General features: G+C 33.9%; 18 protein-coding genes and 1 pseudogene. 12 read left to right on the top strand and 7 right to left on the bottom strand.

What is annotated here, in order from left to right; genetic code table 11:
• The 3 genes from QZU81_RS06940 to gatA form a co-directional block, all read right to left on the bottom strand.
• Positions 1-414, bottom strand: coding sequence for a hypothetical protein (locus QZU81_RS06940; RefSeq protein ID WP_295590671.1), 414 nt, complete (start codon positions 412-414; stop codon positions 1-3).
• Positions 414-1,910 (bottom strand): DJ-1/PfpI family protein, encoded by a 1,497-nt coding sequence (locus QZU81_RS06935; RefSeq protein ID WP_295590669.1) that lies wholly within the window; start codon positions 1,908-1,910, stop codon positions 414-416. Before QZU81_RS06935 ends, QZU81_RS06940 begins: the two co-directional genes overlap by 1 nt.
• A 501-nt stretch (positions 1,911-2,411) precedes the next feature.
• Positions 2,412-3,782 carry an Asp-tRNA(Asn)/Glu-tRNA(Gln) amidotransferase subunit GatA gene (gene gatA, locus QZU81_RS06930; protein WP_295590666.1) on the bottom strand — a complete coding sequence of 457 codons (1,371 nt, stop codon included), beginning with the start codon at positions 3,780-3,782 and terminating at the stop codon, positions 2,412-2,414.
• 112 nt (positions 3,783-3,894) lie between these two features.
• Here gatA and QZU81_RS06925 point away from each other — a divergent pair, with 112 nt between their 5' ends.
• Positions 3,895-4,689 carry an HAD family hydrolase gene (locus QZU81_RS06925; protein WP_295590664.1) on the top strand — a complete coding sequence of 265 codons (795 nt, stop codon included), beginning with the start codon at positions 3,895-3,897 and terminating at the stop codon, positions 4,687-4,689.
• Positions 4,690-4,758: 69 nt separating this feature from the next.
• Here the strand turns inward: QZU81_RS06925 and QZU81_RS06920 are convergent, their stop codons facing one another.
• Entirely contained in the window at positions 4,759-5,472 is a 714-nt protein-coding gene (locus tag QZU81_RS06920; RefSeq protein ID WP_342764267.1) for a sugar phosphate isomerase/epimerase family protein, read from the bottom strand.
• Positions 5,473-5,539: 67 nt separating this feature from the next.
• On the opposite strand from QZU81_RS06920, the gene QZU81_RS06915 reads away from it, so the two are divergent.
• From QZU81_RS06915 to albA, 6 genes are all read left to right on the top strand, one after another.
• Positions 5,540-5,974 (top strand): PadR family transcriptional regulator, encoded by a 435-nt coding sequence (locus tag QZU81_RS06915; protein ID WP_295590660.1) that lies wholly within the window; start codon positions 5,540-5,542, stop codon positions 5,972-5,974.
• Complete coding sequence (locus tag QZU81_RS06910; RefSeq protein WP_295590657.1) at positions 5,940-6,989, top strand: ATP-binding cassette domain-containing protein; 1,050 nt, start codon at positions 5,940-5,942, stop codon at positions 6,987-6,989. Before QZU81_RS06915 ends, QZU81_RS06910 begins: the two co-directional genes overlap by 35 nt.
• Complete coding sequence (locus tag QZU81_RS06905) at positions 6,976-8,130, top strand: ABC transporter permease (protein ID WP_295590656.1); 1,155 nt, start codon at positions 6,976-6,978, stop codon at positions 8,128-8,130. Before QZU81_RS06910 ends, QZU81_RS06905 begins: the two co-directional genes overlap by 14 nt.
• A 12-nt stretch (positions 8,131-8,142) precedes the next feature.
• On the top strand, positions 8,143-9,345 hold the full coding sequence (locus QZU81_RS06900) for a PQQ-binding-like beta-propeller repeat protein (protein ID WP_295590653.1): 1,203 nt from the start codon (positions 8,143-8,145) through the stop codon (positions 9,343-9,345).
• Between the two features lie 79 nt (positions 9,346-9,424).
• Positions 9,425-10,960: a 2-isopropylmalate synthase gene (locus QZU81_RS06895; protein WP_295590651.1), complete on the top strand. Its 1,536-nt coding sequence runs from the start codon at positions 9,425-9,427 to the stop codon at positions 10,958-10,960.
• A 203-nt stretch (positions 10,961-11,163) separates the two neighbouring features.
• On the top strand, positions 11,164-11,439 hold the full coding sequence (albA, locus tag QZU81_RS06890; protein ID WP_295590649.1) for a DNA-binding protein Alba: 276 nt from the start codon (positions 11,164-11,166) through the stop codon (positions 11,437-11,439).
• Between the two features lie 7 nt (positions 11,440-11,446).
• Here the strand turns inward: albA and QZU81_RS06885 are convergent, their stop codons facing one another.
• Together QZU81_RS06885 and QZU81_RS06880 are read right to left on the bottom strand one after the other, a co-directional pair.
• On the bottom strand, positions 11,447-12,106 hold the full coding sequence (locus QZU81_RS06885) for a PHP domain-containing protein (protein ID WP_295590647.1): 660 nt from the start codon (positions 12,104-12,106) through the stop codon (positions 11,447-11,449).
• 6 nt (positions 12,107-12,112) lie between these two features.
• Positions 12,113-13,141, bottom strand: a complete 1,029-nt coding sequence (locus QZU81_RS06880) for a DUF1786 domain-containing protein (RefSeq protein WP_295590645.1) — start codon at positions 13,139-13,141, stop codon at positions 12,113-12,115.
• Between the two features lie 91 nt (positions 13,142-13,232).
• On the opposite strand from QZU81_RS06880, the gene QZU81_RS06875 reads away from it, so the two are divergent.
• The 3 genes and pseudogenes from QZU81_RS06875 to QZU81_RS06865 all read left to right on the top strand — a co-directional run bounded on the left by QZU81_RS06875 (position 13,233) and on the right by QZU81_RS06865 (position 16,358).
• Entirely contained in the window at positions 13,233-14,534 is a 1,302-nt protein-coding gene (locus QZU81_RS06875; protein ID WP_292851298.1) for a TrpB-like pyridoxal phosphate-dependent enzyme, read from the top strand.
• Between the two features lie 412 nt (positions 14,535-14,946).
• Positions 14,947-15,711 (top strand): annotated as a pseudogene (locus QZU81_RS06870) (ParA family protein); the annotation flags it as partial.
• Between the two features lie 104 nt (positions 15,712-15,815).
• On the top strand, positions 15,816-16,358 hold the full coding sequence (locus tag QZU81_RS06865) for an AAA family ATPase (RefSeq protein ID WP_295590641.1): 543 nt from the start codon (positions 15,816-15,818) through the stop codon (positions 16,356-16,358).
• A 152-nt stretch (positions 16,359-16,510) separates the two neighbouring features.
• On the opposite strand, the gene QZU81_RS06860 is transcribed toward QZU81_RS06865, so the two are convergent.
• Complete coding sequence (locus tag QZU81_RS06860) at positions 16,511-17,623, bottom strand: radical SAM protein (protein ID WP_295590638.1); 1,113 nt, start codon at positions 17,621-17,623, stop codon at positions 16,511-16,513.
• Between the two features lie 1,197 nt (positions 17,624-18,820).
• Between QZU81_RS06860 and QZU81_RS06855 the strand changes: the two genes are divergently transcribed.
• Both QZU81_RS06855 and QZU81_RS06850 read left to right on the top strand, forming a co-directional pair.
• Positions 18,821-22,789: a Cna B-type domain-containing protein gene (locus QZU81_RS06855; RefSeq protein ID WP_295590635.1), complete on the top strand. Its 3,969-nt coding sequence runs from the start codon at positions 18,821-18,823 to the stop codon at positions 22,787-22,789.
• Positions 22,758-23,147, top strand: a 390-nt coding sequence (locus QZU81_RS06850) for a Cna B-type domain-containing protein (protein ID WP_295590632.1), incomplete at its 3' end; no start/stop codon positions are given. The genes QZU81_RS06855 and QZU81_RS06850, both read left to right, overlap by 32 nt.

Here is a 23,147-nt window from a genome sequence, read left to right as displayed (position 1 = left end):
TTAATTCCTCTCATTGCATTTATTTGCAATGTAATCTGCAATGAATTTGGTATTTTGCTTTATTTTATAGGAATTATAAATTCCGAAAGCAACATACTTACCATCTTTCATTTTTATTTCTAAAGCATCTTTAACTTCTTTTGAATTACCTATTGAAGCTATTTTATCCCATCTTATTCTCAATGTCTTAGTTTTCAATGCCTTTTCTATGTGGATTCCATCATCTTGGATTCTGACAACTTTCACTAGGCGGCGGTTTTTATCGGAATTGATTTGGATATCGCCGTTTTCATCAAAGACATAATCTGGAATCAGACAAGTGGCTTTCCACCCTTGCTTCATTTTTTTCAATAAATGTGCCCTATCCTTTTTTGTAAGCTTTACGCCCGGTTCAGGGCTTAAGTTAAGTGCCATTAAATCACCTTGCTTTTTATTTCATCAAATGTGTAGATTTTATCGAATTCAACTTCACGGGTCATCTCAATAATTTCATCAACGTCTAAATTGTTTTCAATCAGATCCATTGCATGGCTTGTGAACAATTCATATCTTATTTCAACTTCAGGAATAAATCCTCTCATATCCGCAGACTTTAATTTAGGTAGCTTCAATACTTTTTCAACATTAGTATTGTTTTTGATATAAGGCACTACTTGGTTGAATATGTCATCATTGTAGACTTTGTTGAGAAGTATAGCTTCTACAGGTATTCCGAATTTTTCAAGCATATTCGCATGTGAAACCAAATCGATTGCAGCTGATTCTATTCCTCCTTTATTGACACCTGAAGCCAATATCATTGGGATTTTTGATGACATTGCGATTTCAGCTGCTGAAAATGGAACCTTTTCATTTAAAAGACCTGTAAACACACTCATGACGCCTTCAATCAAAACAATATCATAGTCTGATGAATTGAGCTTTGCTATTGTAGATTCTATATCGGCCCAGCCCAAATGTCCAATTTTCACGGATGCGAAGTCTTCCATTTTTCCTTTTGTCAGATATAGTCCAGGTATAATGTCACGTACATCAGGGCCAACTTTGAGAAGTGCAACCTTATATCCTCTTTTTCTTATTGCACCTGCAAGGCCTGTCATGATGAAAGTTTTGCCGGAATCTGATCCGTTACTTCCAATCATTAAGTATTTCGGCTTTTGAGGTTTGTTTTCTAATTTTGGAACATTAATGTTGGTGTTTATTCCAACTTCACTCTGAAGGAATTCCTTGACTTTGAGGTTTCTATTGTATATTTCATCGATGTCTGTTGCATCTATCTTTTCAAATAGATTTTCTACAAGAATAGGATTTTCATCCAATATGCCATGAATCATGGTACCGATTACGTTCCCGTCGTCATTGCATGCGCCTGAAAATATGTTGTATTCAGCCTCCTTGTTGACGTCACCGTAATTCATTCTTTGGACTTTAGAATAGAACAAGGGCTTTGCATCTCCTTCAACTTTACCGTAGGTGTGTGTATGGAATCCGTCCACATCTTCGGTCTGGTTTTTTACTAAAAAGGAGTTGTCGAATACTTTCGCTTTAACACGGTCACTTGTAATCAATGGTGAAAAGTCAACATCTATTAGACCAAGGCCCTCCTTCACAATAGGCACCGGGGATTTTCTACCGATATCTATCTGATTTGATAGAAGTTGAAATCCTGCACAGATTCCGATAATTGGCTTTCCGTCACGGGCCATCCTTTTGATTTCGGTATTTAAGTCCATGTTAATATCATTTGATTCGATCAGTGTTCCGCCAGGGATTATTAATGCGTCAAGTTCTTCTGAAGCTTTCAAACCATCAACAAGCCCGTTTTCTTTAACGATGTCTGTTGGAAGATTTCCAAAATCTTCGAATCCAGGAACGGCTCCACTGATATAAGCAAGTCCAATTCTTGTCATATAAATAACCTCTTGTATAATCTATTGTTCTTATTTTATATTAAATTTTAGAGGTACATTTCAAGTGTAAATAAATGAAAAGGGTGATTGAAATTGGTGTTGTGAAGTCATTAAAAAACAGTTGTTGAAAAAATTAAAATTTGAGATATAGGAAATAAAGAAGGTTATAATAAATAACCTTCAGGTTGATTTAAAATGGAGAACGTATTTCATTGCATATTATGTGGGTTTGATTTAACTATTCCCACCTACTAATTAGTCTGTAAAGGACTGTATATAAAGTTTTTCGAATGTAAGTACTCACTTGCATCTTATTTTTTAATAAAACAAGTTAATAATTGTTTAAATTCTAAATAAATAATTTTAAAATCTTTTTTGTTTATTTTAGTACAATAATGATGATATTATTTAATCAATTTTCATAGAAAAAATCATGTTGGAACTACTAGTTCAATAAAAAAAAGTTATCCTATTATTGTTGGGGGTTGTTAAAAAAGAAGTTTATTGAGTGTTTTCGAAAACACTCATAGCTTTAATAATTTTTTCATCATCCAATGGTTTAGCTTGGATTTGCAATCCTACAGGAATGCCGTCGACTTCACCGGCAGGAATGCTTGCCGCTGGAATACCTGCGAGGTTAGCTATTACGGTTAGGATATCGTAAGCATACATTTCCATCGGTTCAAGTTCAGCACCAATTTCGTGAGGAAGTTTTGGCACGGTAGGTCCTACAATCAAGTCAACGTTTTCAAGCATTGATGTGATTTCAGCCCTGATTACTGATCTTGCTTTTAATGCTTGCTTGTAGTATTTACCACTGAATTCAGCTTCCGCAATGTGAGAACCTATTTTGATTCTTCTAAGTACTTCGTCACCGCATACTTCTTCGATTCTGGAACCGTAGTCCCTTCCATCATATTTTCTGGTTGCGGAGAAGAATTCCACATAGTTGATTAGGTAGTATGTTGGCAAGCATAAATCGATATAATCAAAGCTTACCTCAACAAGCTCAGCACCCGCATCAACTAATTTATTGATAGCTTTATTGACAGTCTTGTTGATTTCTTCATCAGTAACTTCGATGAACTCTTTACATACTGCTATTTTCATACCTTCTAGGGATGTTTCATCTAATAATTCAGTAAAGTCAGGTTTATCCCAGTCTAAGGTAGTACATTCGGTTTCATCGTAATTTGCAATTGTGTTTAATGCTAAAGCTATTCCGCTTACATCATTAGCTAATGGTCCGATTTGGTCTAGACTCATGGATAAGTCTAAAAGTCCTTGTCTTGAAACGGCACCGTAAGTTGGCTTAAATCCGACAACTCCACAATGTGAAGCTGGGTTTCTGATTGAACCACCGGTATCGGATCCGATTGCAATGTCACACATTTCAGCCGCTACAGCTGCTGCACATCCACCGGATGAACCTCCAGGAATTCTGCCCATTGCCTTAGGGTTTTGGGTAGGTCCATAGTATGATGTTTCTGTTGAGCTTCCTGCTGCAAATTCATCCATATTCAGAATACCGATGATTATACCGTCTTCAGCTAATATTTCATTGACAACAGTTGCATTATAGCTTCCGATGTAGTCTTCTAAGGTTTTGGAAGCTGCTGAAATAATCAAATCTTCAACATTAATGTTTGCTTTTATACCAAATACTAATCCAGCCAAAGCGCCTACTTCTTCGCCTTTAGCTATCTTTTCATCGATAGCTTCCGCTTGCTTTAATGCATTTTCATAGTTTAATTCAATGAATGCATTAATGGTTTCGTTATTCTCATCAATAACTTTAATGAAGCCTTCAAGATTTTCTTTAGCTGTCATTTCTCCACTTTTAATGGAGTTTAACTTTTCAATAACGTTCATTAAAACACCTATAATAATCGTAAATTATAATATTAATATTCTATTTTTTAAGGTTTATAAAGTTGTTTTTTTTAAATACTTTTAAATATAATTTTTTTACTAATAATTAATCATGAAAAAAGCTGTTGTATTTGATAACTCCGGAACATTAATAGAAAGATTTAGGGTCATAAAAGATGTTATAAATGGCAATATATTCACAGACATCAACTCCCTGGATTTGATTGAAGCAGCTGATTCCCTTGCTTTGGTAGTTCTGCAATTCAATACAAATAAACTTCAAGAATTAGATCCAAACACTTTAATTTCAGACGTTATTAAAGAATATAACATTGATTTTGACATAAGCTTTTCAACCAAACAGGTCTCAAAAGCTGAAGTTAAGGATATTCTCAATGCTGAAAAACATACAAAAGTTTCAGATATTACTGACGGATTTGATATTTTAAGGGAAAAGATTCCCCATATGGAATTGTGCAACGGATCCGCTTTAATTGTGGACATGGATTTGGGTGTAGTTGCATACACAATTACATCAGCAGGTAAATTCTTCCCTAAAGTATTTGAAACTGTTGAAATATTAAAATCACGAGGAATTGAAATTTTTATAGCATCAGGCGATAGGAAAGGTGCAATCAATAGATTGGCCAATATGCTTGATGTTCCTGAAGACAATGCTTATGGAACCGTTTCTACAAGAGGAAAATGCGAAGTTGTTTCCATTTTAAAGGAAGGCGGCTATAAGGTCATGATGGTTGGAGATGGATTAAATGACATATTAGCATTCAAAAAAGCCGATATCAGTGTTCTGACAATTGAACAGCAGGAAGAAGTATCTCCTAAGATGATGGATAAGACAGATTACATCATTGAAGACATTTTTGAAGTCACTGAAATTGACTTCTAAATTATTTTTTTTGAAGTTTTAACTTATAACTTATAACTTATAATTAATAACTTATAAAAAAATAATAAATTATAAGTTATCAATAACCTCTTTACTCTTTAGAATGTTGTCAAAGTTGTTTAATTCAATGATTGCTGTATCAATCTTCTTTAACAGGCTTAAATCAAGTGTACCTTCACCTAAGGTAATGTGTTGATCTTTAACACCATCATTATCATTTAGATGACAATAACTGATGTTTTTTAAACTTAACATATCTTCTAAATTGCCGCAAGTGTTCCCATGGCCGGTATCAATAGTCAAGCTGCAGCCTGTTGCCTCCTGAATCATTTCAATCTCTTCAACTGTATTTCCTAAAAATTTTCCCCTGACAGGCATATTTTCAACTGAAATTTCAACATTGGTATTGTCAATTATTTCCCCAATGCTTTCAACAGCTATTTCAAGTGCCCATTTTCTAAGGTGAGGTTCATTTCGGCCAATGATTCCGGGATGCACAGTAATTGTATTTGCATTTATTGTTTCTGCATATTGACCGCATTGAATCATCTGTTTTACACTTTCAGCCCTTATTCCTTTGTTTAAACTAGCGATGTTAATGTCCACTGTTGCTGCATGAATTCTCATATCAAGTCCGCAGTCCTTGAATTCCATATTATCTTTTTCAAAGAAAGGGCCTTCACCAAGAATCTCTATTATTTCAAATCCGTGTTTTTTAGCTAAATTGATGATGTCATTGTTGGGTTGCATGAATAAAGCCAGTGTTGTAAAACCTAATTTCATGTTTATATATTAGGATGCTTAATATAATAAATGTTTATATATATCAAATTTTGACATATGGTGAAATATGACTGATGAAATGACTTTTGATGGAGATGAAAAAAAGATTTTAAAGCATTTTTTCAATGGTTTAACTCGAAATCTGATTCTATGGATTATTTCAAAAGAAAAAATTCATGGTTATGGAATCATGAAAAAATTAGATGAGTTTTTTGATTTTGATAATGTTAACTGTGAAATAAAAAACACATCCAGTAAAGTCTATCCGATTTTGAGAAAAATGGAAGATAAAGGGTTAATCATTGGAGAATGGCAAATTAATGAAAACAACAAAAGGGTGAAATATTATACCATAACTGATGAGGGATTGTTAATATTGGATAATCTTCGTAATGTGATGAATTATATAGTGAATAATCCTTCATGGTTGATGTTTTACAAAGACATGGCAGGAGTTGAAATTAACCATGAAAAACGCGATAGAAACGAAAAATCTGACTAAAATTTACAATAATAATTTTACTGCCGTCAATTCTCTTAACTTGGAGATTCCAAACAAGACTATTTTTGGAATGTTGGGCCCAAATGGAGCGGGCAAAACAACCACCATTAAGATGCTCACTTGTTTGATACAGCCTACTTCTGGTCAAGCTGTCGTTGGAGGATATGATGTTCAAAAAAATCCCGATGAGGTTCGAAAGCTTTTAGGAATGGTTCCTCAGCAAGTAAGCCTGTATAAGGATTTGACAGTCATGGAAAACTCACAATTGTGTGCAGACTACTACGGTGTTCCTGTTGAAGAGAGAGATTCCAGAATTGAAGATTTGATGGAACTTGTTGACATCAAATATGCTAAGGATAAAAGGGTGGGGCAACTTTCCGGCGGTCAAAAGCAAAAGGCGTCTCTTGTAGCCAGCCTAGTTCATAAGCCGGATATCTTGTTTTTGGATGAGCCTACCATAGGCCTTGATCCAACTACAAAGCGCACTCTATGGGATTTGATTAGGGAGCTGAATGATGATGGCCATACTATCGTTTTATGCTCTCATGATATGCATGAAGTGGATATGCTTTGTGATAATGTTGGAATCATTAATACCGGTAATTTGGTTGCATATGATACTCCTCAAGGCCTTAAGGATGCTCTTTTGGAAAGCAATAAACAGGAATTTAGCGAGGCTTTAAGTACAATTTCAAATGAAAATGAAGATTCCATGCAGGTTAATGACGATTTTAGCAATCTAAGTTTAAAAAAGATGTCAATTCTTTTGAAAGAGCAGGATGAAGCTATTATTGATTCCATAAAAAGGTCTAGTGATGTTAAAAGTATTGAAATTGCCCGCAATGGTCGTATTAATTTGAGAATTGATGGTTTTGATGATATGGCTGTTCAAAATGTTTTGAATAAAATTATTTCTTCCGGAGGAATCATCAAATCAATTTATACAGAAGAGCCTTCTCTGGAAGATGTATTTATAAAATCAACTTCAAAGGTGAGTGAAGATGATAGAGCCTAAAAAATTTTGGTGGATGATTAAGAAGGAATTGATTTCCCTTAAAAGGCACCCTGCAAGATTGGTTTCCATTCTTGCATTTCCAATAATCATGATTTTACTTTTCGGTTATGGTATGGGTGGTGAAATGACAGATTTGCCGATTGTCGTTGTTTCTCAGTCTCATGGTGATTTGACTGATTTAACACTTGATACAATTAAATCAACAGAAACCTATCATGTCGTTGAAGTCATTGATGATTTGGATGAGGGAAAAGAGCGTGTTGACAATGCTGAAGTTAAGGCAGCCATAATTCTCCCATCGGATTATGATGACGATTCCTCTCATCAGAAGGGAGTGACCCTTTACCTTGATTCTTCCGATCAAATGGCGGCACAAATTCTTGAATCTTCAACTCAAGGAATATTTTATAGGCTGTCCAATATGGTTGCGGCACAGACAAGCGTGTCTACAAAGGATGCCGACATTGAGCCAAGCATTTCACATTCCCTAAACAATTTCAAGGATGATATAAGCTTGCATATAAACAGAATTTATGGAAATATTAAATACATTGACTTTTTGGTCCCGGCTATTTTAGGAATGACCATCATGATGAGCTGTATGATGGGTATGGGCGCTACTATTGCAGGAGAAAGGGAAACCGGTGAGCTTGCAAGATTGTTCATGACACCTACATCTGTCTCAACGGTCATTGGCGGTAAGATTGCAGCCAAACTTCTAATCGAATTGGTCAGAGCGTTGATACTGATTTTCATGGCGGTTCTATTATTCAATGTCAGTATTAAAGGTGGATTCCTACAGACATTCATAGTTTTAGTCATTGGTGCATTGTGCTTTGTCGGTTTTGGAATAATGCTTTCGGCAAGAACACAGACTCAAGAGGATTATGCTCAAATATCCCTTCCGTTTTCAATGCCTATGATGTTTGTATCAGGAGTATTTTATCCAATTGAAACAATGCCTTGGATCTTACAAAAATTAGCTTACATTTTCCCGCTTACTTATTTGAATGATGCTATGAGGGGAGTAATGCTTAAAGGTCAAACTTTAGGAGATGTATGGTTTGATTTAGTTATTTTATTAGGATTTACTGTATTGTTCTTTATCGTTGGTGTAAAACGATTTAATAGGGATGTGTAGGAGGTTATGGATATGTATAAAAAATTATTGATAGGGTTAATTATTTTTATTTTGTGTTTATCTCCGATTGCAGCTGAAAATTGGAATTCATTTGCAGGGGATGTTAATCATAATGCTTATAGGGATGAAAGTTCGGATTTTGTAACTAATTTATGGACATTTAATATGGGGTCTCCCGTTCACTCATCTCCAGCCATTTACAAGGATCATGTTTATGTAGTTTCACAGGATGGAATTTTAAAAGCTATTGACATGGAAACAGGTGAGGAAGAATGGGATTTTGATTTGAAGTCACCAACAAATTCATCACCGATAATTCATAAGAACAGGCTGTATATCGGATGTGAAGATGGCCTTAAGGCAATCAATATCAACAACCATGACCTTGTATGGGACTATGACTGCAATAATGTAGCTTCAACTCCATTCTTCTACGACGATATTGTTTACTTTGGAAGCGATGACGGACATTTGTACGGCCTTGATGATGATGGAAAGGTCACTTTCAACAAAAAGCTGGACGGCGAGCTCAAATCATCACCTATTGTAGTGGATGATACAATCTATATTGGTTCAACCAATTCCAAAATCTATTCTATAGGTACAGACAAGGAGAAGAATTGGGAATTTACAACAGGGGATGAAATATTATCCTCACCGACATATGTCAACAAAAGCGTTATTGTAGGTTCAACTGACGGCAATGTATACTGCCTTGACAAGTCAAACGGCGATTTGAAATGGAAAGTTGATTTGAACGATAAGGTAATTTCATCACCGACCCTTGATAAACATGACAACAGCGTTTATATAGGCTCAGATGAGGGAAACATGACCTGTCTGGATGTTCGTGACGGCACTGTCAAATGGAGCCATCCTACAGGAGATAAGATCCGGTCCACTGCAGCATTAAAAGACAATCTCGTTGTTTTCGGGTCCAACAACGGCAATTTATATGTCTTGAATAAGTACACAGGTTTGGAAGAGTTTGTCTATAATCCGGGCACAATATTGTTTAACTCAGCTATTACATCTTCACCTGCAATAAATGGAGATAGCTTATTGTTTGGAGATGATTCAGGTCAAGTTTACTCATTGAACATAGAAAAGAATGAAGGTCCTACTCCAATTCAGTTTTTCTATTCCTTGGCTATTCTAATAGTTGTTGTTATTCTGGCTATTTTTGCTGTAAGAAAACTGAAAGGTAGAAAATAATTTCTACTTTTCTTATTTTTTTCAATAAATTTATTATACTTATAACTTTATATTTTAATTATTATTGGGGAGTATTGCGATGACTACAGACATTGACATTTTAAAAAGTGAAAATATGAATCTTGCTGAAAAAATTTATATTTTCGACACAACATTAAGGGACGGCGAACAGACTCCAGGTGTTGCTCTGACAGTAGATGAAAAAATTCAGATTGCTCAAAAGCTTAACAATTTGGGTGTCGATAAGATTGAAGTAGGTTTTCCCGCTTCATCAAAAGGTGAAATAGAATCTGCAAAAAAAATTAAAGATAGAGATTTGGATTCTACACTTGTAGGTTTGGCCCGTTCATTAAAAAGGGACATTGATGCAGTTCTTGACGCTGATTTAGAATATATTCATACCTTTATAGGAACTTCCCCATTGCATCGCGATTATAAGCTTAAAAAGTCTAAAGAGGAAATCATTCAAGGCGCTGTAGAATCAGTTGAATATGCAAAAGACCACGGTTTGACCGTTGAGTTTTCAGCAGAAGATGCAACCAGAACTGAAAGGGATTATCTGTTTGAAGTATTTAATGAGGTTGTTGATGCCGGGGTTGACTTCCTTGATGTTCCCGACACTGTTGGCATATTGACACCTATTGTGACTCGCGAATTGATAACTGATATCAAAAACAATTTCAAAACTCCTATAAGCGTTCATTTCCACAATGATTTCGGTTTAGCTACTGCAAACACATTGACAGCTATTGAATGTGGTGCTAATCAAGCTCATGTTACTGTCAATGGTTTGGGTGAAAGGACAGGTAATTGTTCCCTTGAAGAATTGGTCATGACTCTTAAAACCGCTTATGGTGTTGATTTAGGCCTTGATACCACAAGGCTATACAGCCTGTCAAATCTGGTTGGTCGTCTGACCGGGGTAAAAATGCCTGTAAATAAGCCGATTGTTGGCGATAATGCATTCGCTCACGAATCAGGAATTCATGTTCATGGGATTTTAAACAACGCTTCAACATATGAGCCGATGTCTCCTGAAATGGTTGGTCATTCACGTCGTATTGTTTTGGGAAAACATACTGGAGCCAATGCTTTAAAGTCTAAATTAAAAGAGTATCATATTGATTTAAATGAGGATCAATTTTGCAAGGTTTTCGACGAAATCAAGTCTTTAGGCGATAGCGGAAAATGTGTCACTGATGATGATTTGGTAGCTATTGCTATCACTGAGCTTGCTTCCGCCCGTGAAACTCCAATTGTCATTAAGGGATTGAGCATTTCCATGGGTGCTAATGTTTCACCTACAGCAACAGTCAAATTGGAAATTGACGGCATTGAAAAGGAAACTGCAAGCACTGGTGTAGGTCCTGTTGATGCGGCTTTGAATGCTATCGGTACTTTAATTCAGGATACTCTTAATATAGAACTTGAAGAATATAATCTGGAAGCTATCAACGGAGGTACAGATGCTTTGGCCGATGTATTTGTAATATGTTCAGACCCTGACGGAAACAAATCCACAGGCAGATCAATCAATCAGGATATTGTGATGGCCAGTATTTTGGCAGTTTTAGATTCTATCAATAAATTATTATTAATTCGAAGGTCAATTTAATTAATTTTTTAATTTTTTTTTAATTTTTTTATATTTTTTTTTTATTAATTTTGATTATAAACCCTATGTGTTAAAAAAAAAATTTTTTATTTATATAGCTTTTGTATATTTTTCATTTATTTTCTATCACTGTTTAAAATTTATATATTCAAAATGTAAAATTTTATATACATCAATCACAAATATTTATATGGTGAATTATAATGGAGAATAATACAATTTTTGTTGGAAGTAAACCCGTAATGAATTATGTTTTGGCTGTCGTTACTCAGTTCAATGAAGGTTCTGATAGTGTTGTTCTTCGTGCAAGAGGAAAAGCTATTAGTCGTGCAGTTGATGCTGCCGAAATCGTAAGAAATAGGTTTGTTCCTGATTCAGATGTTACAGATATTCAAATTTCTACTGAAGAAATTGAAAACTATAACCATGAAAAAACAAATGTATCTATTATAGAAATTTTAATTGAAAAGAGTGATTAAACTCTTTTTAATATAATTTCTTTAGAAAATTTCTTTCAAATAAATATTTTGAAAGTAAAATATTTGATGTTCCTTTTCCTTCGGCTTTTACCTTACCTTTTTTTATTGCTTTTAATACACTGTCAATATCTTTTTCTGTGTCAATTAGGCTATAGCAGTCTCCGACGAATTTCCAATAGTGCGCATCGCTTGCACCAAGAGCCGGCAGGTTTTCCTTTTTTGACAAATTTTTAGCTTTGCGGTTGCAGTATCCGACAATGAATCTTGCATTTTTTGTTTCGATTGCATCAATTTTCAGGTCGTTATAGTCACTTTTGCATAACAGTCCATGTCGGTAAAAGCAGTATGGATGTGGTATAATTGCAAGCCCACCTAAATCATGAATTCTATCGATAGTATCTTGAGGTGATAAGTCACGAGGTATATTTTCCTCACACCCAAATCCAAGGATATGGCCATGGGTGGAAGAAATCTCTATAGATGGAATGGCAAGTATATCTGTATTCCTAGTTTTTTTCAAAACTTCACTTGTTCCATCTACTGTATTGTGATCGCTGATAGCTATTATGTCGATGTTTCTGTTTTTTGCAGTTTCTAGAATATCATCGATTTTAGAATTTGAGTCTGGTGAATATTCACTATGAATATGGGAATCCATTTTTAACATGATTATCTATCCCAAAGCAGTTTTGATTAAACCGATAGTTCCAGTCATCATGACATCCCCTCCTGGGGCCGCATGATGCCAATCTAGATTTGTCTTTTCAATCAACTCTCTTTTTGGTCCGCTTACAATGACCTTTTCTATTTCGGAAATAGGATTTAATACATGAGCGCCATGCCCGAAGTCCTCATGAACCTCTTCGTGTGTTATTTCACCTGAAGCCAATCTTTTAATGTATCTTTCAAGGGATTCACCTGTCAAGCTTGAAGTATGATGTTCAAATACTCCTTGAATTTTACCGTCTTCTATTGATGCCGCTGTGGTGTGGCCATTTCCTATGTCAATGACAATGAAGCTATTAAGTTTCATTGCCACTTCATCATAGCACATTCCAGCTATTGAAGCAAACTTGGTATCCATCACTAAAGGCAGCTCTTCAATTCCTTCCCTTTCAACCTGCCTTCTTACGGCCTGCATCCTTGTAAAGTATTCTGGCACATCTTCCTTAAATCCAAATTCCAATGGTGAAATAGGTTCGGATACCTTTTCTCTGATTTTTTCAAATCTGAAGTCCCTGTCCCCCATATTTTCATTGTATCCGTGGTCCTGAACTGCAATTGCGATTTTATCAAAATCGAATTCTAAGTCGTAGCCCAATAAAAATTCGGATAATTTTGTAATATTAATATCACCCAGTGTTATTTTGCTGTAATCTTTATATTCTTTTGTATCGTCAGCGATTTCAATTCCAATGGCCTTGACCTGCTCTAAATTATCGCGTATTGTCTTTGCGCAAGTCGGCTCCATTACAACATTATATCCTTTTTCCATGTGTTTCTGGATGCTTTTTTTAATTTTTCCTCCACCCATTATTTCTCCATCGAAATAGATATCGTTTTCGATTTCTCTTATTTGTTGTGAGATATATAAGTGAGGTGAAGGCAGAACTACTTTCATTGAGTTTTCCAGTTCCTTTTCAGTATCACAAATCATTATGTCCTGGGTTCCAGTTCCCACATCTATAGCTAATATTCTCATGTTTTTAGATTGTTTTTTATATTATTAATATATTTAATAGTACATTTTTGTACAAAAAAGCTTTAAATAGTACATTATATAATCTATTATTATGACTTATAAAATTGAATTATCATCAGATGAAGTGCCAAAGCAATGGTACAATATGCTTGCCGATTTGCCTTGCGAGCTTCCGGCTCCTAAGAATAGTGAAGGAAAAGATCAAATTGCAGCATTACAACTTGCGTTTACAAAAGCTGGTTTGGAACAAGAATTCGCTAGCGACCGTTATATTAAAATTCCAGAGGAAGTTAGAAACCTATATATGGAAATGGGAAGACCTACTCCATTGGTTAGGGCTAACAGACTTGAAGAATATTTAAATACTCCGGCCAAAATCTACTTTAAAAGGGAAGACACTTCTCCAACCGGTTCCCACAAGTTGAATTCAGCTATTCCTCAAGCATATTTTGCTAAAAAAGAAGGTGTTGAACGATTGACTACTGAAACCGGTGCAGGCCAATGGGGTACTGCTTTATCACTTGCATGTAATTTGCTTGATTTGGAATGTACCGTTTACATGGTTAAAGTATCTTTTAATCAGAAACCTGACAGGAAGAACATCATGAATATTTATGATGGAAATGTTTATGCTTCCCCTAGTGAAAATACCAAGGTCGGCCGTGAAATTTTAGCTAATAATCCTGACCATCCTGGTTCTTTAGGTGTAGCTATTTCTGAAGCTATGGAAGAGGCTTTGGAAAATGATGAAGTAAAATATTCCTTAGGAAGCGTTTTGAATCATGTAATGCTCCACCAAACCATCATTGGTCAAGAATTAAAAACTCAATTGGAGATTGCTGAAGAAACTCCTGATATAATGATTGCATGTGCAGGCGGTGGAAGTAATTTTGCCGGATCTTTATTCCCATTTATTAAAGACAAGATTGATGGCAACTCCGATACCCAATTTGTTGCAGTTGAACCTACTGCCTGTCCAACACTTACAGAAGGTACTTATGATTATGACTTTGGAGATTCCAACGGATTTACACCAATGCTTAAGATGTTTACCTTAGGTCATGATTTTGTTGCTCCATCCGTTCATGCTGGAGGATTAAGATACCATGGAATGTCACCTATCGTTTCCCTTTTGACTAAAGAAGGATATATTGATCCTAGAGCGGTTCACCAAAGAGATTGCTTTGAAGCAGGTATTACTTTTGCCCGTACAGAAGGTATTCTTCCTGCTCCTGAAACTACTCATGCAATCAGAGCTACTATCGATGAAGCATTGAAATGTAAAGAAACTGGTGAAGAAAAGACTATTGTCATGAATTTCTCCGGTCATGGAATGTTAGACTTGAAAGGTTACTCCAGTTATTTTGAAGGAACTTTGCAGAATGCAAAATAATTTCCTTCTTTATTTTTTTTAATTTTTTATTGTTATAACTTATAACTTATTATTTTTTTATTTGTTATAACTTATAACTATTAACAAATAACTAATAACTTATTTGTGAAAACAAATACTTTATAAGAGAGAAGTTATAAAATATAACTTATTTGTTAAAAGTTAGTTATGATAAGTTATTTCTTAAAACTTATTTTTTATAACTTGGATGTTTTAACTTAAAACTTAATTCCTATCCCTTAGAAGTTAAAACTGATAAGTTATCTCCTTTAAGTTTTAACATAAAAGATTTAACTTAATCCTTTTAACTTATACTGGATAACTTACAAGTTATTCTTTAAACCCTTTAAATTTTAAGTTATACATCATAACTGATAACTTAAAACTTATCAGAAATAGGAGAATTCTTTAAATGAGTGAAGTAATAGCCGTGATGAATCAAAAAGGGGGTTGTGGGAAGACAACCACTGTTGTTAATACTGCAACATCTCTGGCCGTAATGGGAAAATCTGTTTTGGTGGTTGATATGGATCCTCAAGCTAATGCCACAACTAGTTTTGGGATTGATAAGACTAAAATAGAAAATACAATATACGATGCCATTATTGGGGATATAAATGTTAAAAAAGCAACAATTCCTACGTTTATTAAAAATTTATTTATTATCCCAAGTAATATATCCCTTAGTGGTGCCGGAATGGAGCTTTCTAGACGTGAAAACTATCATATTATCCTTAAAGAAACTCTTAAAGATGTTGTCCCATTATTTGATTACATCTTCATAGATCTACCTCCTTCATTAGGAGTCATAACAGTCAATGCATTAGTAGCTTCAGATAGTGTTTTAATACCTATTCAAGCTGAGTATTATGCTTTAGAAGGGGTAGCTGATTTGATCAATACTATTAAATTGGTTGAAAAAAGGCTTAGAAGCCCCACTCCAATTAAAGGAATTCTCCTTACTCTATTTGATAAGAGAACTAGACTTAGTAAAGATGTTCATAAAGAACTGAAAAGCTATTTTGGCGAATCAAATTTATTGTTTAAAACTATCATTCCAAGAAATATTAGATTAGCTGAAGCTCCTAGTTTCGGAAAACCTTGCTTAATTTATGACCCTGAAAGTACAGGTACAAAAGCTTATTTGAAATTAGCCAGGGAAATAATTCAAAGGGATGAAAATGTCCAGTTGAATGAAGCAAGGAAAAGTATAGATGTACAAGGAAAAAGCCAATTTAAAACGGTTAAGAGAAATTTAGAAAGGAGTATGGGAGGTAAATAATGGCTAGAAAGGGTCTTGGAAAAGGATTAGATTCATTAATTCCAGATTATTATAATGAAGATTTTGACAGTAATTCTACTCAATCTCTTGAAGATTTGTTAAATGAAAAAGAAGATATGCCAGTAGAAGAAGATAAATCTAATGAAGAAGAGAAAAATATTTTTGAAAAAATCGAGGAAGAAAATGATCAAGAAGATAATTCGAATTCCACTGCAAGCGATATCACTGAGGAGTCTGTCCAAGAAGAGGAGGTACAAGTGGATTCTATCGAATCCGAAGACTTACATAGCGATAAAAGCGGCGAAAAAAATATACCATCATCACAAGAACTCAAAATCCAAAAGGAACATGTAGAGGAAGTTAAGGCAATTGTTGATAAGAATCCTAGGATTACTTTATGGTCTTCAAGGTCTTCTGCCGTTTTCAGATATTTGAGAAAAACAGAACCTGAATTTAGTATTTCAAAAGAGGCATCCCTTTTAATTGAAGAGGCAGTTGCTAAAAAATACCCTGAAATATGGGCATTGTTTGATGATTACTAAATTTCTTAATTATTATTTACACTTGAACTAGTAGACAATATATTTTATCTTTAATATATTGTATACGAAAATTTTTATATTATTCTACTTATTTTTTCGATGATTTAAATTAATAAAAATTGATTTATTCATCAAATACTTTGGTAATAAACTTAAAAATCAAATGTGGTCTGATATTCTCCACTTATTTTTATATATGGTTCAGCTCTATCGACTACAACCCCTAATTTTCTGAGTTGCTCCTTATTTGAGAATGGCTTTTTTTTCCTAATAGAAATTATTTCACGTGCAGATTTTACACCGATTCCTGGAACTCTAATAAGTTCTACAAAGGGGGCACTGTTTATTTCTACTGGAAATATATCCATATTTTTTGCAGCTAAAATCTTTGGATCCTGCTCAAGTGACAACTTATCATCTTCATCAAAAACTAACTCTTTAATGCTATAATGATAATCATTTAGTAAACTGTCAGCATTATATAGCTTTGCAGTTCTATCTGTTGAACATGCCTTCTTATTTGAAAATTCTGTCTCTTCAATAGGTGTAAATGCTGAGAAATATGTCCTTTTTAAATCTGATTTTTTGTAAATTTTTTCCATTCTACTCAATATTTCTCTGTCACTTTCATTGTTTGCACCGACAATAAGCTGTGTAGTATGAGTAGAATTTGGATATGTTGTGCTTTTATTCTGCAGACTGTTTATCCAGGATAGCCTTTTCAATATGTCTTTATTGTAGTCTTTAGTAGATGACAGTTCCGCAAGACCGGACGGTGTTGCAGCTTCAATATTGATACTGACTCTATTTGCCAGTGCCATTGCTCTTTTTATTGAATCCTTGCTTGCACCAGGCACAACTTTTAGGTGGATATAATCATCGTAGCCATATTTGTTTCTCAGTAGATGAACAGTTTCTATTTGTTTTTCCATGGTAGAGTCCACATCGCCTGAAATTCCTGAACTTAAAAACAGTCCATTGACAAGACCTCTATTGTAATATCCAAGAAACGCGCGGGCAAGTTCTTCAGGTGATAGTTCAAGTCTTGTAAAGTTTCGTCTAGATTGGTTAATGCAATATTTGCAATCGTTTTTACATTTGTTTGTTAATAATGTTTTGAAAAGAGGAATTTTACATCCATTATGACCTATCGCTTCATATATTCCGGGCAAGTTGACCTGTGAACTTTTGTTGTGGCTGACATAGTCGCACAGATCATATTGTGCAGAATCTGTTAGGACTTTCATCTTTTCTAATGTACTCATATTTATTATATATGTAATATTATATTAAATAAAAATTAAGTTTTATAATTTTTTTGGATTGCAGTAATTCATGAAAAAATTTAATTTATTCATTTAATGTAAAATATTTTATACAATTTTAATATCTGATGTAAAATTTTTATTACATTTTTTTTTAAAAAAATTCTTTATTTCAATGTTTTAGTTTAATTTATTTCGTTTTGTAAAATATTATATTCACATATTTTTTGTTTCATTGAATAAAAACAAAATAACATAGTAAACTTTATATTGAACATTTATCATAAATTAAATTGCATATATGTTTGGATTATAGCAGATATAATTAGAGCATGTATGTTAATGAAAAATTTGTTAAAATAGTATTAAATATTTGAAAAAAAAATCGGAATTAGATAGATTCCTACTTAAATTTAGGGACTGTCGAAAGCTTTAACCAAGCTTAAATCATGAGCAATCATGATTCAAATTATAGGAGCTAACCTAGAAAAAAAATAGCATTCGGGCTTTCTATTTAATTAGGTCCAAGCATATTAAATAGGAAGTAATTGCATAAGCGATAATAAGTAATTTAAATATAACTATTTGCTATATTCGCATATAGGTCTAGGCATCAGTCAAACCAGTTACTTTAAATCATTAGGGATCTAATGTTTTTCAGTGGCTGCTTGTAGTTATATTTTATTTTATTTATTATCATGCTTTTTTTATCGCTTTTTTTGAGTTTAATTTATTTTACATCCTTCTAAGATATATAAAGATTTATATATGTTAAAAATCAATATATCAATTGATACTTTAAAGTGCCTATTGTATTTTATTGTATTATTCCGAAATTTTTTTCTATTATATTGTATATTATTTAATGACAAATGTTTTCACTTGGTTAAACTTAACGATAGCGCTGATTTAATATTAATTTATTGTATTTCGTAGTTTTTTTTAGTATTTGTATATTTATTGAGGCAAAGTTTTTCGGCTGGTTAAATTAAAACGATAGTGCTATAATTTTAGTATTTATTGTATTAATTTCGCAGATTTTTTTCCATTATTTCTTATTATTAAAAGGCAAAAAGTTTTCATTAGAATTAAAGTTAAACGGTATTAAGTTTAGAAAAGGAGAATATTATGCGTTTCAAGCGATGTATGTTTTTAACTTTAATACTATTTTTAACGATATTTTCGATTTCATTTGTGGTGGCAAGTGAAAATGTAACATACGATCAAAACACGGGCGAACTAAATACTCTATCAATGTCTGATGCAAGTCCAATCAGGGGAACTTCAAACACTTTGGCTGTGGATTCTATCGATGAAGCAGATTATAATTCATTGGGTACGGACAGTGAAATAGATGATGAAATTGAAATAGATGATTATAATAATGAAACAAATTTATTGCGTTCTAGTAATGATGTAGAAATAAATAATGATGATAATATAATTGGTGCTGAGAATGGTAAAAATATTCTTGGTGCGGTTAATGATTTAGAAATAGATAATAATAGTTTAATAGTTTTAGGTGCTGGGAATGATTTAGAGATTCTTGGTGCTGAGAATGGTAATAATATTCTTGGTGCGGTTAATGATTTAGAAATAGATAATAATAGTTTAATAGTTTTAGGTGCTGAGAAAGATTCAGAACTTCTTGGTGCTAGTAATGATGAGCCTGTGCTGGGCGCTGAATACCACATGAATGACGGTGCTACTACACAACAGTTAATGAATCGAATCGCACAACTTCAACCTGGAGATGTACTCTATCTTGACGGTCACACCTATAGAGATTCAGGTACTTTAACTGCCCCTCGAAATCAGAATGTGACTATTCGGAATATTAGGATTGTTGGAGGATACCGTGATGGTGATGGTGTAATGGCTACAGTTGGTTCAATGACCTTCGCTGGTACTCAAGAAAATGGATATTATACTATTAATTCTGGTTATAATTTAGTGGACGTTACTTTTGAAAACTTAAGGGCTCCTAATGGGAGAATGTTTAGTTTCAACAGTGGGTCTTTGACAAATGTTGTTTTTAATAATCTTGAGTCCCGTGAGCATCTTTTTTTCATATATGGATGTCACGAGGCGAATACTCCGGGTAGTCATGGTAATCCAGTAGTTCTAACTAACTGTAATTTTACCAACTGTAAACAAACTTATACCGGTGGTGGTAATAATCAAATGAACGACGGTTCCGGTCAGTTAGGTGTACTCTTCGGTGCTAAACTTGTTGGATGTAACTTTATTAATACAAGCTCTGCTAATCACGGTGGTGCTTTCTGTATTTCAGACGAATATCAAGGTGGTGGCGGACGCGTTGCAAGTAGTTTAATTGATTGTAATTTTATCAATGTTACTTCTCGATGGTTCGCAGTTTATATACATGGAAATTACACCGGTGAAAGCAGTCACCAAGGGGATGATTATATTACAGACCCTCAAGTGATTGATAACTGTAAGTTTATTAATTGTACATCAACAGCCGAATATGGTGGTGCACTTGGAATAAGCCACAACAATGTAATTATAAGAAACTCTGACTTCATCAATAACACCGGTGGAGAAGGTGCTGCTATTATGGTTGGTGGAATCAAGTATCAACATGATGCATTCTGGGGTTATAATATTGAAGGGAATAATATGACTATTGAGAATTGTACCTTCATAAATAATCAGGCAAGAGTTGATGGTCAAGATCATTCTAATACCCAAGTTGGCCCTCAGTATCCTAAAGGTAATGCAGGTGCTGTTTTTGTGTATGGTAATAATACCAAAATCATAAATACAGTCTTTGAGAACAATACTGCTTCAAATAATGGTGCTGCTATGTACATTCATGGTTCAGGCACTATTGTTGAAAATTCAACCTTAACTGGTAACTCTGCAGTCAATGGTACAGTATACATCGAAGGTGCAAATACAAAAATTACCAATTCAAACTTTTTCAATAACACTGCTGAAAATGGTGCAGGTGCTTATGTAGAAGGTGCAAATACTCAAATCACTGATTCAGAAGCTAGCTATAACACTGCAGTATGTAATGGTGATCCTGAAACTTCAGGTTTAGGTGCTGGATTCCATATTATTGGTGATAATGCTGTATTTAGTAATATTACTTCAAAAAATAACACTGCTGATTCAGAGGGTGGTTCAATATATGTTATTGGTGAAAACACTCTTGTTGAAGACAGTTTATTTGCATACAATACCGCTCCAGTAGGTGGTGCTATGTCCATTGATGGAAGCAATGCAAAATTCTTCAATAACACCATCATAAACAACACAGCTCTACCTAATGAGGTAAGAGACACTGACAATTCAGGTGGTGCGATATATATTTCCGGTGACAATACAAATTTCACCAGCAATAATATTTCAAACAACTTTGCTAAAGATAACGGTGGAGCTTTATATGTCGACGGTACTAATACCTATTTCGATGACATATATGCTGACAATAACAACGCTTTAAACGGTGGATTCGCTCAACTTCTAGGAGCTAACAATTTGATAGTTCAAAACTCTACTTTCACTAATAACCATGCTACTGGTGATAGTCTTGAGGACAATATAGGTGAAGGAGGAGCTTTCCATATATCCGACTCTCAAAATGCGAATATTCAAGGTTATTTCGTAAATAACACCGCTATCAACGGTTCAGCAATTTATGTAGAAAATTCATCCTTGCATATTGAAGATTCAGATTTCTTCGACAATCAGGCTGCAACTCATTTGTTAGATATTTATCCTCCGGATAAAACCAAATTTGAACCTGGTGATGAAATGATTATTACCATCAGCCATATTGGAGGAGACAATATTGCTAATGCTATTCATGACCATGCACGAAGCAGTAATATTACTGTAAACAATATTTCGTATCTGTTCTATCATAATGGTACAGAATATATTAAGACAACCCCTGATTATGATGTGGTTCCTGTTTACGGATGGGAAAACAGTAACGACGGGGAAGACTTATATGAAGATGATAAGGAAAACAACCAAGTAATTTATTACACCGTAAGAAATACTCTCACCGGTGAAGTTCTTAATGATAGTTATATAAGAACTGACATTGACGGTACAATTAAGCTTAACTTAACAGGATTGGATGTTGGATTCTATGAAATTATCGGTACTTATCTCGAAACTCCATATTATACTGCAGCATACAATTTCACTGCAATATTTGGTGTTGAAGGATTAAATCTAACAATCAATAAAACTGTTGATCAAAGTCCTGTTTATGTCAATGACACTGTTGTATTTACTATTAATATAACCAATAATGGTCCTTTCAATGCTACTGATGTCATTGTTAATGATGTTGTTCCATCTCAATTCAGAGTAACCGGTTGTAATGATACCGCTTACAATAGGGGCTCTGGTATTTTAGTCATTGATCAGTTGAATGTTGGCGATTCTTATCTATTTACTATCACTGCTGTAGCTTTAGAGGTTGGTAATTGGACTAATGTTGCTAATGCTACCTGTAATGAGAATGATACCGTTGTTTGGGATGATGCAACTGTTGTTGTATTGCCGCTAATTGATATAAATGTTACAAAAATTTGGGATGATGCTGACGACCAAGATGGTATCAGACCTAAGAATGTTACCGTTGTATTATTAGCTGATGAAAATGAAATTAACAGAACTGTTTTATCTGATGCTAATAATTGGACTTACACTTTCCATAGTTTACCAGTCAGTACTCTAGAATATAAAAATATTACCTATGAGATTAAAGAGTTTAATGTTACTGGTTATAAGGTTGCTATTACCAGAAATAATTATAATTTTATAATTAATAACACTCATGTTCCTCTTGAAACTGAGGTTAATGTTACTAAGGTTTGGGATGATGCTGATAACCAAGATGGTTTCAGACCTGCTAATATTACTGTTATTTTATTAGGTGATGGTGTTGAAGTTAACAGGACTGTTTTGTCTGAGGATAATAATTGGACTTACACCTTTGTTAAGTTGCCTGTAAATAATAATGGTACTGTGATTGAGTATACCATTGATGAGTTTAATGTTACAAATTATACTGTTGTGATTGATAAGGTTGCAAATTATACTTTTGTGATTAATAACACTCACGTTCCTTTGTTAACTGAGGTTAATGTTACTAAAAAATGGAATGATACTGAGTGATGGTGTAGAAGTTAACAGAACTGTTTTATCCGATGATAATAATTGGACTTACACTTTCAGTAAATTGCCTCTTAAAAGTAATGGTACTGTGATTAATTATACTATTCAAGAGTTTAATGTTACATATTATACTGTAGAAATTACTGGAGAAAACGGTAGTTTTGTAATTATTAACACTCACATTCCTGGTGAAACTGAGGTTAATGTTACTAAAGTTTGGGATGATGCTGATAATCAAGATGGTTTCAGGCCTAAGAATATTACTGTTATTTTATTAGGTGATGGTGTAGAAGTTAACAGAACTGTTTTATCCGATGATAATAATTGGACTTACACTTTCAGTAAATTGCCTCTTAAA

The organism is uncultured Methanobrevibacter sp. (genome assembly GCF_902770715.1).
Lineage (GTDB): Archaea > Methanobacteriota > Methanobacteria > Methanobacteriales > Methanobacteriaceae > Methanocatella.
Note: the sequence above shows the minus strand (reverse complement) of the source record. Positions and strands in the feature narration are given on the sequence as shown.